The 14584-nt window shown below is 61.8% G+C and carries 12 protein-coding genes; 7 read left to right on the top strand and 5 right to left on the bottom strand.

What is annotated here, in order from left to right:
• The first annotated feature begins 125 nt into the window (after positions 1–125).
• The 4 genes from JTP94_RS08185 to dxs all read left to right on the top strand — a co-directional run bounded on the left by JTP94_RS08185 (position 126) and on the right by dxs (position 4359).
• Positions 126–1067: a histone deacetylase family protein gene (locus JTP94_RS08185; protein ID WP_204850028.1), complete on the top strand. Its 942-nt coding sequence runs from the start codon at positions 126–128 to the stop codon at positions 1065–1067.
• A 2-nt stretch (positions 1068–1069) separates the two neighbouring features.
• On the top strand, positions 1070–1321 hold the full coding sequence (locus JTP94_RS08180; protein WP_034488124.1) for an exodeoxyribonuclease VII small subunit: 252 nt from the start codon (positions 1070–1072) through the stop codon (positions 1319–1321).
• A gap of 72 nt (positions 1322–1393) precedes the next feature.
• On the top strand, positions 1394–2317 hold the full coding sequence (locus JTP94_RS08175) for a pirin family protein (RefSeq protein ID WP_204850027.1): 924 nt from the start codon (positions 1394–1396) through the stop codon (positions 2315–2317).
• A 125-nt stretch (positions 2318–2442) separates the two neighbouring features.
• Positions 2443–4359 (top strand): 1-deoxy-D-xylulose-5-phosphate synthase, encoded by a 1917-nt coding sequence (gene dxs / locus JTP94_RS08170; protein WP_204850026.1) that lies wholly within the window; start codon positions 2443–2445, stop codon positions 4357–4359.
• Positions 4360–4665: 306 nt separating this feature from the next.
• Here dxs and JTP94_RS08165 read toward each other — a convergent pair whose 3' ends face one another.
• Positions 4666–6606, bottom strand: coding sequence for a methyl-accepting chemotaxis protein (locus JTP94_RS08165; RefSeq protein WP_204850025.1), 1941 nt, complete (start codon positions 6604–6606; stop codon positions 4666–4668).
• A gap of 223 nt (positions 6607–6829) precedes the next feature.
• Positions 6830–7837: a DUF4424 domain-containing protein gene (locus tag JTP94_RS08160; protein ID WP_204850024.1), complete on the bottom strand. Its 1008-nt coding sequence runs from the start codon at positions 7835–7837 to the stop codon at positions 6830–6832.
• A gap of 112 nt (positions 7838–7949) precedes the next feature.
• Between JTP94_RS08160 and JTP94_RS08155 the strand changes: the two genes are divergently transcribed.
• Positions 7950–8690: a TlyA family RNA methyltransferase gene (locus JTP94_RS08155; protein WP_204850023.1), complete on the top strand. Its 741-nt coding sequence runs from the start codon at positions 7950–7952 to the stop codon at positions 8688–8690.
• The gene (locus JTP94_RS08150; RefSeq protein WP_204850022.1) at positions 8687–9937 is read left to right on the top strand and encodes a class I SAM-dependent RNA methyltransferase; all 1251 of its coding nucleotides are present in this window, start codon (positions 8687–8689) and stop codon (positions 9935–9937) included. Before JTP94_RS08155 ends, JTP94_RS08150 begins: the two co-directional genes overlap by 4 nt.
• Before the next feature lie 84 nt (positions 9938–10021).
• Here JTP94_RS08150 and JTP94_RS08145 read toward each other — a convergent pair whose 3' ends face one another.
• On the bottom strand, positions 10022–10774 hold the full coding sequence (locus JTP94_RS08145) for a crotonase/enoyl-CoA hydratase family protein (protein ID WP_204850021.1): 753 nt from the start codon (positions 10772–10774) through the stop codon (positions 10022–10024).
• A 9-nt stretch (positions 10775–10783) separates the two neighbouring features.
• Positions 10784–12562 (bottom strand): acyl-CoA dehydrogenase, encoded by a 1779-nt coding sequence (locus tag JTP94_RS08140; protein ID WP_204850020.1) that lies wholly within the window; start codon positions 12560–12562, stop codon positions 10784–10786.
• A gap of 288 nt (positions 12563–12850) precedes the next feature.
• Here JTP94_RS08140 and JTP94_RS08135 point away from each other — a divergent pair, with 288 nt between their 5' ends.
• A complete protein-coding gene (locus JTP94_RS08135; RefSeq protein WP_204850019.1) occupies positions 12851–13852 on the top strand; it encodes a transporter in 1002 nt (333 codons plus the stop codon).
• A gap of 73 nt (positions 13853–13925) precedes the next feature.
• Here JTP94_RS08135 and JTP94_RS08130 read toward each other — a convergent pair whose 3' ends face one another.
• Positions 13926–14387: a BA14K family protein gene (locus JTP94_RS08130; protein ID WP_204850018.1), complete on the bottom strand. Its 462-nt coding sequence runs from the start codon at positions 14385–14387 to the stop codon at positions 13926–13928.
• Positions 14388–14584: the final 197 nt, after the last annotated feature.

Genomic DNA, 14584 nt, shown 5'->3' with positions numbered 1-14584 from the left:
CTTAACATCGCACCTCAATAAGTAAACGGGCGCTGCTCCAAAGTGGTTAAGATGGATTGTTGACATTGTAGTGACATTGTCCATGTCCTGTAATAGGCGTCACACCTCATTTATAGATTGGCCCCATGAGCACACGTCTTTACGAACACCCGATTTTTCTTGAGCATATTGTACCGCCCGGCCACCCGGAACGGCCCGACCGGCTGCGCTCGCTGAACATCGCGCTGGAGCATCCGAATTTCGAGCGGCTCGACCGGCGAAAAGCCCCAGCGGCCAATGAAGACTCGGTCCTGCTTGCCCATCCCGAAGAGCATCTGGAATTCGTCCTGCGCTCGATGCCGGACAAAGGCGACGACGGCGAGATCAATCAGATCGAGGCGGATACCTATGCCAGCCCGAAGACGCTGCAGGCGATCATGCACGGCGTCGGCGGCGCCATGGCAGCGGTCGACGACGTGTTTTCCGGCGCTGCCGACAATGTCTTCGTCGCGGCCCGCCCGCCCGGCCACCATGCCGAGAAGAGCAAGGCGATGGGCTTCTGCTTCTTCAACAATGCGGCGATCGCCGCCCGCCATGCGCAGAAAGCTCATGGTGCCGAGCGCGTCGCCATCGTCGACTGGGATGTGCACCACGGCAACGGCACACAGGACATCTTCTGGAACGATCCGTCCGTGCTCTTCTGCTCGACCCACCAGATGCCGCTCTATCCGGGCACTGGCAAGAAGGACGAGCGCGGCGCGCATAATACCATCGTCAATGCGCCGCTTTCGCCCAATACCGGCGGCGATCATTTCCGCGAAGCCTTCAAGTCGCGCATCCTGCCGGCGCTCGATGACTTCCGCCCAGACATCATCATCATCTCGGCCGGCTTCGACGCCCACCACCGCGACCCCTTAGCACAATTGAACCTCACCGGCGAGGATTTCGACTGGGCGACGGGGCGGATCCTGGAGGCTGCCGATCGCAGCGCCAACAACCGGGTCGTCAGCCTGCTCGAAGGTGGCTATGATCTGGAAGGCCTCGCCGAGTCGGCGGGGATGCATATTCTGCGCATGATGAAGGGTTGACGATGAGCGAGAGCGCCAAGGTGGATGTATCAGGCTATTCCTTCGAGAAGGCCGTGGCGGAGCTTGAAAGCATCGTTGCGCGGCTGGAACGCGGCGACGTGGCACTGGATGAATCCATCACCATCTACGAGCGCGGCGAAGCCCTGAAGAAGCATTGCGAGGCGCTGCTCTCGGCTGCCGAAAACCGCATCGAAAAGATCAGGCTCGACCGCGCCGGCAAGCCTCAAGGCACGGAACCGCTGGACGGCGCGTGAGACAAGACGGGAAAGTTTGAGTTTCCCTGACATTCCCGGTAGGTTGAGCCTCAACCGAAAGGAGCGCCCGCCATGTCTTTCTTCCCAGGAAACGATCCACAGCCCGGCGATGCCTTCACCTGCGATGCGATCGAGAATCTCATCATTCCGCGTACCAGTGACCTCGGCGGTTTCTCCGTGCGGCGGGCACTTCCGAGCAGCCGGCGACGGCTGGTGGGGCCGTTCATCTTTTTCGACCGCATGGGGCCTGCAATTTTTCGGCCGGGCCAAGCGGTTGATGTGCGCCCGCATCCGCATATCGGCCTTTCCACCGTCACCTATCTGTTCGACGGCGAGATCCGCCATCTCGACAGCCTCGGCACGGCCAAGGTGATCCGTCCCGGCGACGTCAACCTGATGACGGCCGGACGCGGGATCGTGCACTCTGAACGCACCCCGGAAAATCTGCGCGACCATCCCTTTGCGATGTCAGGCCTGCAGACATGGTTGGCGCTCCCCGACGACAAGGAGGAGATCGATCCTTCCTTTGCCCATACAGAGAAAGACGAACTGCCTGTCATCGCCGATGGCGGCGTGACCGGGCGCGTGGTGATCGGAGATTTCGAAGGCCTGAAATCACCGGTGAAATCCTTCTCCGACACGCTTTACGTCGATCTGCAGCTTCAGCCGAACACGACGTTTCCTTTTGGTGCAGCGCACGAGGAACGCGCTGTTTATATCCTCTCCGGATCGCTCATCGTGGCCGGTGATCGCTTCGCGCAGGATCAGCTTCTCGTTTTCCGCCCCGGCGATGCCATAACCCTGGAAGCTGCGGAAAAAGGCTGTCATCTCATGCTTTTTGGAGGTGCGGCGCTCAATTCGAAGCGCTATATCTGGTGGAACTTCGTATCCTCTTCCAAGGAGCGCATCGAAAAAGCCAAGGAAGAATGGCGCACGGGCCGCTTCGATATCGTGCCGGGCGACGAGGAAGAGTTCATTCCCTTGCCGGAGGGCTAACGGGTTCATAACAGTGCCAAATGTTTCTTGTTCGGGCACTCCTTGAATTCGGCGTCTTTTGTCGCAATCTGTTTTGACGTAAAGGCGGGCAACCGCCCAAGAATAGCAAGAAAGAGGCTTCTGCCTTGACACAAATGCCAGAGACGCCGCTGCTGGACCGGGTCCATTATCCTTCCGACCTGCGAAAGCTGGAGGACCGGGACTTGCCGCAACTCGCCCGCGAAGTCCGTGACGAGATGATCGATGCGGTATCGCGCACGGGCGGACATCTCGGCGCCGGCCTTGGCGTCGTCGAACTCACTGTTGCCATCCACAGCGTCTTCGACACGCCGAACGATCGCCTCATCTTCGATGTCGGGCATCAGTGTTATCCGCACAAGATCCTGACCGGACGGCGCGATCGCATCCGCACGCTGCGCCAGGAAGGCGGCCTTTCCGGCTTCACGCGCCGCGCCGAAAGCGAATATGATCCCTTCGGTGCCGCGCATTCCTCCACATCCATTTCCGCCGGCCTCGGCATGGCGGTGGCCGCCGAGCTTGATAAAACCGACCGCCGCGTCATTGCCGTCATCGGCGACGGCGCGATGTCGGCCGGCATGGCCTACGAGGCCCTGAACAATGCCGGCGCGCTCGACGCGCGGCTGATCGTCATCCTCAACGACAACGACATGTCGATCGCGCCGCCGACGGGCGCGATGAGCGCCTATCTCGCCCGCCTCGCCTCCGGCCGCACCTATATGGGCTTCCGCGATTTCGGCAAGAAACTGACGGCCTATCTCGGCAAGAAGGTCGATCGCGCCATCACACGGGCGGTCGAGCATGCACGGGGCTATGTGACCGGTGGAACGATGTTCGAGGAGATGGGCTTCTACCATATCGGCCCAATCGACGGCCATTCCTTCGAGCATCTGCTTCCGGTGCTGCGCAACGTGCGCGACAATGCGCAAGGCCCGGTGCTGATCCATGTCGTGACGCAGAAGGGCAAGGGCTATCCCCCGGCAGAAGCCGCCGCCGACAAATATCACGGCGTCAACAAGTTCGACGTCATCACCGGCGCGCAAGCCAAAGTGAAGCCGAACGCGCCAAGCTACACCAGCGTCTTTGCCGATGCTCTCGTGCAGGAGGCGATGCTCGACGACAAGATCGTCGGCATTACCGCCGCCATGCCTAATGGTACCGGCCTCGACAAGCTGCAGGAATTCTTCCCCAAGCGCTGTTTCGACGTCGGCATCGCCGAGCAACATGCAGTGACCTTCGCCGCTGGCCTTGCCGCCGAGGGCTACAAGCCTTTTGCCGCGCTTTATTCCACCTTCCTGCAGCGCGCCTATGACCAGGTGGTGCACGATGTGGCGATCCAGGGTCTGCCGGTGCGCTTCCCAATCGATCGCGCCGGCTTCGTCGGCGCCGATGGGCCGACGCATGCCGGTTCCTTCGACACGACCTTTCTTGCGACCCTGCCCGGTTTCGTCGTCATGGCTGCCGCCGACGAGGCGGAACTGAAGAATATGGTGCGCACCGCGGCCGCCTACGATCTCGGGCCGATCTCGTTCCGCTATCCGCGCGGCGAAGGCGTCGGCATCGAAATGCCCGAACGGGGCCAGATCCTGGAAATCGGTAGGGGTCGCGTGGTCAAGCAGGGTTCGAAAGTCGCCTTGCTCTCCTTCGGCACGCGCCTCGCCGACAGCCTTGCCGCGGCCGAGGATCTCGACGCTGCCGGCCTGCCCACGACAGTCGCGGATGCCCGCTTCGCCAAGCCGCTCGACCACGATCTCATTCGCCAGCTTGCCGCCCACCACGAGATGCTGATCACCATCGAAGAGGGCTCGGTCGGCGGCTTCGGCAGTCAGGTCATGCAGTTCCTCGCCAGCGAGGGCCTGCTGGACAACGGGCTGAAGATCCGCACGCTCGTCATGCCCGATATCTGGATGGACCAGGCAAAGCCGGAAGTCATGAATGCCAAGGCCGGCCTCGACCGTGCGGGCATTGTGCAGACGGTGTTCAGGGCGCTCGGCCACGGCCGGATCGTCGAAGTCGCCGGGTGAGGCGCAGTCGCTGCAATCGATCCAGTGAATCGATTGCAGCGACGAACGCCCTGAGCCAAAGCGAAGGGCCGGTGGTGCGACCGGCTCCAGGCTTTCGCCTTCTTCGCTCGGGGAGAAGGTGCCCGCCCTTCGGCAAATTCGGGAAACGGATGAGGGGGCGTTTCTGCACACTGGAGCGGCTTTTCGCTTGCCGCTCAAAGCACCGTCGCTAACGCTCCGCGTGCCCCCTCATCCGGTCTCTCTCGATTTCGTTTCACTCAATCGTTCGTGCCCACCTTCTCTCCGGCGGAGAGAAGGTGTTTGTCGTCAGAACTCTTCCCATTCGTCCTGAGCGGCCGCAGCTGCGGTTGCCTTGCCGCCGAAGGCCTTGGCCACCGTGCGGCCGAGCGCCCGGGCCGGCGATACAGCAGGCTTCGAGCGTGTCGTTGCGGCTGCGGGACGCGCGGACGCTGCCTGCGGCGCATTGCTGAGCCGGAACTGGCGCAGCAGCTCGTTCAGTGCCGCGGCTTCGCGGGCGAGTGCGTGGCTGGCAGCCGTCTGTTCCTCGACCATGGCGGCATTCTTCTGCGTGCCCTGATCCATGTTGTTGACCGCAGTGTTGATCTCCTGCAGGCCGATCGACTGCTCGCGGGTCGCCGTGACGATCGCGCCGACGTGGCGATTGATTTCCTGCACTTCGGAAACGATCAATTCCAGGGCCTTGCCGGTCTCGCCGACCAGGGACACGCCGGTATTGACCTGATCGCTCGACGTGGTGATCAGCGCCTTGATTTCCTTGGCTGCGTTGGCGGACCGCTGGGCAAGCTCGCGGACTTCCTGGGCAACGACGGCAAAGCCCTTGCCGGCGTCACCGGCGCGGGCGGCTTCGACGCCGGCATTCAGTGCCAAAAGGTTGGTCTGGAAGGCGATATCATCGATGACGCTGATGATGTTGCTGATCTCGCCAGAGGACTTTTCGATCTGCTGCATGGCGGATACTGCCCTGCGCACGACTTCACCGGACTTTTCGGCACCGAGACGCGCACGCTCGACGAGATGGCCGACATCCTCGGCGCGCTTGGCCGAATCGCGAACCGTCGTGGTTACCTGTTCCAGGGCTGCAGCAGTTTCCTCGACGGAGGCAGCCTGCTGCTCGGTGCGGTGAGCAAGGTCATCAGCAGCCGAACGGATCTCGCCGGCGCCGGCATTGATGGCGGCGGCATTGGTGCCGACCGACTGCAAGGCCGCTTCCAGCTTTTCGACGGCATTGTTGAAATCAGCACGAACGCTGTCGAACTGCGGCGCAAAGGTGCGGTCGAGACGCGCAGCGACATTGCCGGCGGCAAGAGCGGAGAGCCCACCTGCGAGCGTCTCCATGGCGAAGCGGATTTCACCTTCTTCGCGCGCCTTCTGCTCATCGCCCATCTGGCGCTGACGCTCGGCGTCATCACGCATGCGATCGGTCTCGCCGGCAAGGCGCAGCTTCTCGATCGCCGCCTGCTTGAAGACAAGGACGGCATCGGCCATGCTGCCGACTTCATCGCCACGACCGAGGGCCGGAACGTCGATATCGTGCTCGCCACTAGCCAGACGGCCCATAGCGGCAGTCATGCCGACGATCGGGCGAACGATGATGCGCGACAGCAGCCAGGCGAGAACGGCAGCGATCAGCGCTACGAGGATGCCGCCCACGATGAGCGTCAGGCGCAGATCGCCATTGGCCTCATCCTGCGTGGCCGCCAGATCGCCGGCCTTGGCGCGGGCTGCCTGCTTGATCTTTGCGGCAGCCTCGCGGAAGCCATCGAGCTGGCCCTTGGTTTCGTTCTGACCGATCTTGACGATCTGATCGAGCGGCATCTCGGTTTCCTTGCGAGCCTTCGTCTGCGGCTCTGCAAGCTGATGGAAATAGATATCCGCGGCCTTCTGCATGTTATCGATGGCCTGCAGCAGATCCGGAGAGTCAGCGGCGACCTGCTTGGCTGCGGCGATGCTCTTCAACATCCGGTCGCGATTGGCGAAAACATCGCCATAGGTGCTGTCGCTGCGGAGCAGGAGGAAGCCGCGCAGGTTGACCGCCTGTTCCAGCATCGCCTGCAAGGAGTCGTCGATCAGATTGACGAGCTGCTGCGACCTGGCCTGCTCCGCCGCGGCGCCGGCCGACATCTCTTCCTTGGAATAGACGAATGCGGAAACGCAGGCGAAAATGGCGATCAGCGCCGTGAACGTTATGGCAAGCTTGCCATTCAGCGAGAGTTTTTTCGCAAACATAAGCGAGCGCCTCCTGAGCGCCGGTCCTGGCGAGCATCGATAGGCCGTGGGGGAAGGACGGCTGATGCTCGAAAAATTCAGGGAAAGGCATGATTGGGACGCGGAAGCGTGAAGCCGTCATGGCAGGCGATGATCTTGAAACAGACCATCGCAATCCCAAGCATCAGTAGAGGTTACGGCTTTAAAATTATTTAATTTTGACGATCTGCCGTTTAAATTTGGCTCAGTTCACGGGGGTCGCGGCGAGGATCAAAATATCCAGATCGTGTTCGGGATAAAAATCCTGCGCCGTCATCTGAAAGGTCGTCGGCCCGGTCTTTTTGACGTCGGTGCCGCAGAAGCTGATGTAGTTTTCCGGGCTGCCCTTGTCGACCGTCAGCTCGAAATGCTTGATCGGGCCGGACCAGTTGGCGCCCGTCGTCAGCACATAGGAGATCCAGCTTTCGATATAGGTGCGGCCGCCCTTGTCGGCGGTGGCGGAAAGCTTGGTCGCAGTCTTCAGAAAGGCATCGTCAACGCAATACTTGCTGCGGTAGGCCTGCAGCTGCTGTTTCTGGTAGTCCTCGTCGCCGGCAAAGGTGATGGCAACGGTGCCGCCGACGCTCGGCTTGTAGCTATGCTGTACGCCGATCCTGGCTTTGGCCGGAAACTTGGTGCGCCACCAATAGGTGGTATGCAACGTCCACATCGGCGTCGGATGATGCTTCATGCCCTGGCCATCATTGTCATATTCGTCATCCACGATCAGGCCGCGAGCCGTCCAGTCCTCCAAGACATCAACGGGCAGCTTGGCGACGGCATCCATCGCCGCCTTGCTGAGCGGCAGCAACGGTACGGCGTGCGCCTTCAATTCATCCGTCATGTCGACGCCGGCGACCGTGACGCTCTGCTGAAGGGTCGGCGCGATGGCCTTGCCGTCCTGTGTGACGGTGAAGCCGAGGAAATTGTCGGCATCGACATTTCCAGCATCGACCATGCTGTCGACATCGCCCTTGATATCGGGCATCGGGAAAGCGACGAGACTTTCGACATCCTTGTCCGATGTGTTTGCAAAGACGTAGTCGACGCGCACCTCGGCCGCCGAAATGAAGAGCTTCTCCTGATCCATGCTGATATCGCCGGTGCGGACGTAGGCGAGACCGCCGGTCTTCAACTCGGCCATGGTATCGTTCGCAAAGGCCGGCGCGGCGAACATCGCCAATAGCGCCGCATAGCCACCGATTCTTCGCATGATGCCCTCTCAACCGCTGATTTGTGCGATTATCGCCGGCTGCAGCCCGGCGTCAACGCGACATCGGCACAAAAGGCTTGCAACGCACTGCATTGCCCTGCATGGACAGCCTATGTCCGAACCGCAACGCCTCGACCAGCTTCTCGTCACCCTTTCGCTTTTCGCCAGCCGATCACGGGCGCGCGATGCAATTCAGCGCGGCACAGTCACCGTCGACGGCAAAGTCGTGACCAAACCGGGCACGCTGTTCACCGAAGAGGCGCAGATCGCCATCGACGATCCGGCCCAGGATTATGTCTCGCGGGCGGCCTTGAAACTGGTGGCCGCGCTCGATCATTTCCAGCTCGATCCGCAGGGGCAGCACTGTCTCGATGTCGGGGCATCGACCGGCGGCTTTACCGAGGTATTGTTGCAGCGTGGCGCCGTGCATGTCACATCCATCGATGTCGGCCACGGCCAGATGCATCCGCGCATATCGGCCGATCCGCGCGTGACCAGTATAGAGGGGCTGAATGCCCGCAACCTCACTGCCGAGGATATCGGCAAGCCGATCTCGTTCATCGTTTCCGATGTCTCCTTCATCTCGCTGAAGCTGGCGCTGGCGCCGGCGCTCGTTCTTGCCGAGCCGGGCGCGCGCGCCGTGTTGCTGGTGAAGCCGCAATTCGAGGCGGGACGAGATGCGATCGGCAAGGCCGGCTTGCTGAAAGACCCCTCCTCCGCGCCGGCTGTCGCTGCCGAGCTCGAACGCTGGTTCACTGAAGATATGGGCTGGCAGAGTCTCGGCCTCATAGCCTCGCCGATATCAGGCGGCGACGGCAATCACGAATTTCTTCTCGCAGGGATCAAGCCATGAGCACCGAAACCGTCACCATCCAGAAGCTCGGCGCCCAGGGCGACGGCATCGCGCAAGGCGCTGATGGCCCGATCTACGTACCCTTCACGCTGCCGGGCGAAAGCGTCGCCATCGCGCGGGTGAAAAGCCAGGGCACGTTGATGTCGATCGCATCGGCCTCGCCGGACCGGCAGGAGCCGCACTGTCGGCACTTCGGTCCCGATGGCGTCAACGGCACCTGCGGCGGCTGCACCTTGCAGCACTATGCCGATGCGCCCTACCGCGCCTTCAAGCGGCAGCTCGTGATCGACGCGCTACGCTCCAAGGGCCTGACGCCCGAGGTGGATGATATTATCGCTGCCCATCCCGGCGAGCGCCGCAAGGTCGTCTTCGCGGCGCGCAAGACCGAGAAGGGCACGCTGATCGGCTTCAACCAGGCCGAAAGCCACCACATCGTCGCGATCGAGGAATGTCCCATCGCCTCGGCCGGGATCATGTCGCAATTGCCGGCGATCACGGCGGTCGCGGCGGCACTCGCCGTCAACGCGGAAGCCTTCCGCATCTCCGTTTTGGAGATGCCTTCCGGCCTCGACCTCGCCGTCGACGACGTCAAATCCCTTTCCGACAAGCACCGTCGGAGCGCTATCGAAACCGTGCTGACGCTTCGCGGCATCGCTCGCGTCTCGCTGAACGGCGAAATCCTGGTGGAACCGGCAAAGCCGATGATCGATTTCGGCGGCGCGCAGGTCTCGCCACCTCCCGGCGCCTTCACGCAGGCGACCAAGCAGGCTGAAGATGCCATGGCCGAGCTGGTCAAGACCCATGTCGGCAAGGCGAAGCGCATCGCCGATCTCTTCGCCGGCAGCGGCACCTTCTCGCTTCGCCTGGCGCGCATCGGACGGGTGCACGCGGTGGAAAGCGAAGCCAAGCCCTTGGCCGCGCTCGATTACGCCGCCCGCAACACGCAGGGGCTAAAACCTGTCACCATCGAGCGCCGCGACCTCTTCCGCCGGCCGCTGATGACGCAGGAATTGAAGGTCTACGACGCCGTCGTCTTCGACCCGCCGCGCGCCGGGGCGGAATTCCAGTGCAAGGAACTGGCCCGCTCCCAGGTCAAGAAGATCGTCGCCGTCTCCTGCAACCCGCTGACGCTGGCCCGCGATCTCGCGCTGCTGACCGAAGGGGGCTATCGCATCAACAAAGTGACGCCCATTGACCAATTCCTGTGGACCTCGCATGTCGAGGTTGTCGTGGCGCTGGAGAAGTAGTTCTTTTCACCGCAAGTTGTGTGGCCGACCCTCGTGGTGAGGAGGCCCGCAGGGCCGTCTCGAACCACAAGGGCGGATGGTGATTCACCGCTTCATGAACGCCTCGAATGCGGCGCGTGCTTCCGCACTTTTCAGCCGTGCGGCGAAAAGCTCGGCTTCCTCGGCGATACGACCAAGGATGGCGTCCGGTTCGCCCCGCATCAGAGCCCTGGCAATCCTCAGCGCCTCAGGCGGCTTGGCTGCAAGCTTGGCGGCAAGCGATAGCGTTTCGGCCTCCACTGCCTCGGGCGCGGTCACTTTCCAGATCAAACCGGCCTCTTTCGCTTCGGCGGCGGAGAAGCCTTCGCCGAGGGCAAGCAGGGCGAAGGCGCGCTGATGACCCATGAGGCGCGGCGCGATCAGGCTCGAGGCGGCTTCGGGGACGAGGGCAAGATCGACGAAGGGCGTCTTGAACAGGCTGCGGTCGGAAGCCACAGTCAGATCGCAATGCAGGTGGATCGTGGCGCCGATGCCGATCGCCAGACCATCGACGCCCGAAACGACCGGTTTCTTCGCCGTCGCCAGTGCGGCGAGAAAATCCAGGACTTCGCGGCCCATGCTCCCGCCCACGGCGAAAGCCAGGAAATCGGCCATGTCGTTGCCGGCGGAGAAGCAGCCTTCGGTACCGAGGAAGACGTTGACGCGGATATCCGGCGTGTCGTCCGCCGCCTTCAGCGCATCGGTCATCACCTGATACATTCCGCGCGTGATCGCATTCTTCTTTTCCGGACGGTTGAACCGGATGATCTGGACATGCGGCGCGGTCTCGGGACGTTCGATGATAATATGGTCGGTCATTAGATCTCCTCAGGCAAGCGCGATGCGGGCGGCTTCAAGGCTCGACGCGCCGGCGACGATACGGTCAGTGAGAGCCGCTGTTTCGGCCAGAAGATTTTCGGCAGCAAAGCGGCAAAGCGCGATGCGCTTTCCGCCCTCGCCATCCGCCGCATCGACCAAGCCGCCTTTGGCCAGATAGGCTCCGGTCAGCACGAGACCGAAGAGCCGCTGATAGGGCGTCGCACCCGCCAGCGCCTCGGCGACGGCGCCTTCGGCCTGGCGCGAGAGCAGCCATTCGCTTGCCTTTTCGAGATCGTCGATGGCCGCTTCCAGCCGCGGCGCCGATTCCCCGAAACCGTCGAGATTGGATTTTGCGACGGCATCGGCGATCCCGCGCAATTCACCGAGGAAGGCGCGCACGTGATCGCCGTTCGCAATGGTCAGCTTGCGGGTCACGAGGTCGATGGCCTGAATGCCGTTGGTGCCTTCATAGATGGGGGCAATACGGGCATCCCGCAGCAGGCGCGCCGCTCCCGTTTCTTCGATGAAGCCCATGCCGCCATGGACCTGGATGCCAAGCGAGGCGACATCGACGCCGGCATCGGTGGAGAAGGACTTGGCAATCGGCGTCAAGAGCGCAGCCCGCTCCTGCCAATATCGTGCCTTCTCGGGATCGCGATGCGACATATCGATCGCCTCGGCGCAAGCATAGCAAATGGCGCGCGAACCCTGCGTCAGCGCCTTCATGGTCAGCAGCATGCGGGCGACATCGGGATGTTCGATGATCGGGCTCATGCCCGCCGCCGTCGCTCCCGGCGCGCGGCCCTGCGTGCGCTCCCTGGCATAGGCGATGGCTTTCTGGGTAGCGGCTTCCGCAATCGCGACGCCCTGAATGCCGACGGCGAGGCGCGCATTGTTCATCATCGTGAACATGCAGGCGAGCCCCTTGTTCTCCTCGCCGACAAGCCAGGCGACGGCCCCTTTTTCGGCGCCATATTTGCCATCGCCATAGATTATCGTGCAGGTCGGCGAGCCATGGATGCCGAGCTTGTGCTCCAGCGAATGGGCGAAATAATCGTTACGGGCGCCAAGCGATCCATCATCGTTTGCGAGGAATTTTGGCACGAGGAAAAGCGATATGCCGCGCGTGCCGGCCGGTGCATCCGGAAGGCGGGCCAGGACGAAATGGACGATGTTTTCCGCCGCCTCGTGATCGCCCCAGGTGATGAATATCTTCTGGCCGAAGAGACGATAGGTGCCGTCGTCGCGGCGTTCGGCGCGCGTGCGCAGCGCCCCGACATCGGAACCGGCATGCGGCTCCGTCAGGTTCATGGTGCCAGCCCACTCGCCTGATACGAGCTTCGGCAGGTATGTCTTTTTCAGGTCTTCGCTGCCGTGGGCAATGAGTGCCTCGACCGCCCCCATGGTCAGCGTCGGGGCTAGACCAAACGCCATCGAAGCAGAATTCCACATTTCCAGCGTCGCGATATTCAGCATATGCGGCAGGCCCTGTCCGCCGAACTCCTCCGGCGCGGTCAGCCCGTTCCAGCCGCCGGCGATCCAGTCGCGATAGAGCTTTTCCCATCCGTCCGGAAGAACCACCTTGCCGTCGACCAGCTTCGCGCCCTGCCGGTCGCCGATTTCGGCAAGCGGCTCCATCTCGTCGCCGGCGAAACGTCCAGCCTCCGCCAGGATGGCATCGAGGACGTCGGCGCTGAGATCGCCGAGGATGCCCTCTTCCATCGCCCGCTCCATGCCGGCGACATGCTTCAGCGTGAACGCGATTTCCTCGACAGGCGCCTTGTACATGATGCTTTCCTCCGCATTTGTGGTGCCGATGGTCCGCCTCACCCAGGCCATCGGCGACGTGTGGCTATTGCTAGTTGATTTTTACGTAAACGTCAATTTTACAAAGGCGATGCGATGCTCATTTCCACTTGATCGCGAACTCGAACAACACCTTCGCCCTGCACGCGCTGCGCGGCTACGACATCTGCGCCCGCGCATGCGATTATTCCAACAATGGGCAGACTTGCATAAACAATCGTCATGAACGAAGACTAAGGCAACTGTTCCGACAATGCGAATGATCCGGCCATGAACACGATCACGACTGCCACCACGATACCCGGCTTTGTCTGGGCCTATCGTCTGCATCCTGGCGCGGATAAGGCGGAACGGCTCCCCGACAATACCGATCGCGCCTCGCTCTTTGCCGGAGATGGTTTCCTCTGGCTGCATCTCAATCTCGTGGATGCCCGCGTCCCGACCTTCCTTGCGGATGCACCGGGATTGAACGAGGCAGCGCGCATAGCGCTGACCACACATGAGACGCATGCGACGCTTACCGTCGATGAACAGATGCTCTTCGGCACGCTGGTCGACTTCCAGCATGAGTTCGGTCAGGACACCCGCGACATCGGCTGGCTGCATTTTGCGCTGACCGACCGCATGCTCATCACCAGCCGTCTGCAGCCGCTTCGCAGCCTGGACCGAGGACGTATGCTGATCGAAAAGAACGCGGCGAGATTTTCCCGCCCGCTGGATATTTTCGAGCTGCTGGTCGTCGAGTTCCAGCGCACGCTGATCTCGCTCGTCATCGAGATCAGCGAAGAGCTGAATTCTATCGAGGACTTTCTCCACGGCAACACATCGCGTGACGAACGCACGCGGCTTCCGCCCATTCGACGGACGATCGTGCGGCTGCATCGCCATTTGCGCACCGTGTTGTCGCTGATGCGCCACGCCGCCGCCTCGGACGACGAGGAAATGCCGCTCGGTTTCGAGGATGTCGCGGGACGCTTGACGGGCCGGCTGGAAGCGGTCGAGCACGATGTCTATGCACTACAGGAGCGCGCCAGGCTGCTTCACGAGGAAATCGACTCGAAGCTCGCCTCCGAGATCAATCGCCATCTCTACGTCCTGTCGATCATGACGGCGCTTTTGTTGCCGCCGACGCTGGTGACCGGCTTCTTCGGCATGAACACATCGAACCTGCCGCTCTCGGGCGGGGGAGCCGGCACGGAATATGCGATCGGATTCATCGTCGCGTCGATGCTGCTGGCATGGTGGCTGCTTAAGCGGGTCAATATTCTCTGACATCAGAACATTGCATAAAAAAACCGCCCGGCATGTGCCGGGCGGCTCGCATCGATGAAGCCGTAAGCTCTGCTCAATAATAGGGTGAGTAGCACTGACGGCGCGAGCCCTGATTGGGCTGGAAGGTGTTGTCGTAGGCCCTATAGGAGCGATAGCGATCCTCGCACCATTCGACGTGACGCGGATTGATGCCGCCGGCCGGAGGAGGAGCGGCATAATAGCGCGGCTGGCTGGCTATCGCGCCGCCGATGATGGCGCCGGCGCCGAAGGCGGCCAGCGGGAACCAATAGCCGTCATGGTAGCGATAGCCATGGCGATAGCCCGAGTAACCACGATAGCCGCCATACCAACCGCGGCGATAGTAACCACCGTCATAGCGGCGCCATTGAATCTGCTCGATATTGGCGGGCGCGGTGTTTTCGGCGGTCGCAACCGGTGCGGCAGGCATCTGCAGTGCAAAGGACGGCGTGAAGCTCGTCAGGGTAACAGCGGCCGAAATAGCGATGGTCGCAATTCTCGCACGGAAACCAAGCATTTTTATCTCCATTCCCTGGTTTGTCTTGTGCTCAAGCGTATAGCGTTTGATATCGGGTATGCTTCCCGAGCAGGATTTAATTGCCTGCTTCGTCGCATGTCCGAATAGACGACAAGAAACGCGGCAACACGTTATTCTGTTCCTCAAATTGCTACCAATTTAAGGAGTTATGCGAGGGCTCCACGATGAATTTATAG

This window comes from Martinezella lusitana (assembly GCF_016901135.1).
GTDB classification, from domain to species: Bacteria; Pseudomonadota; Alphaproteobacteria; order Rhizobiales; family Rhizobiaceae; genus Rhizobium; species Rhizobium lusitanum_D.
The sequence above is the reverse complement of the archived record's forward strand: the minus strand, read 5'-3'. Positions and strand labels throughout refer to the sequence as shown.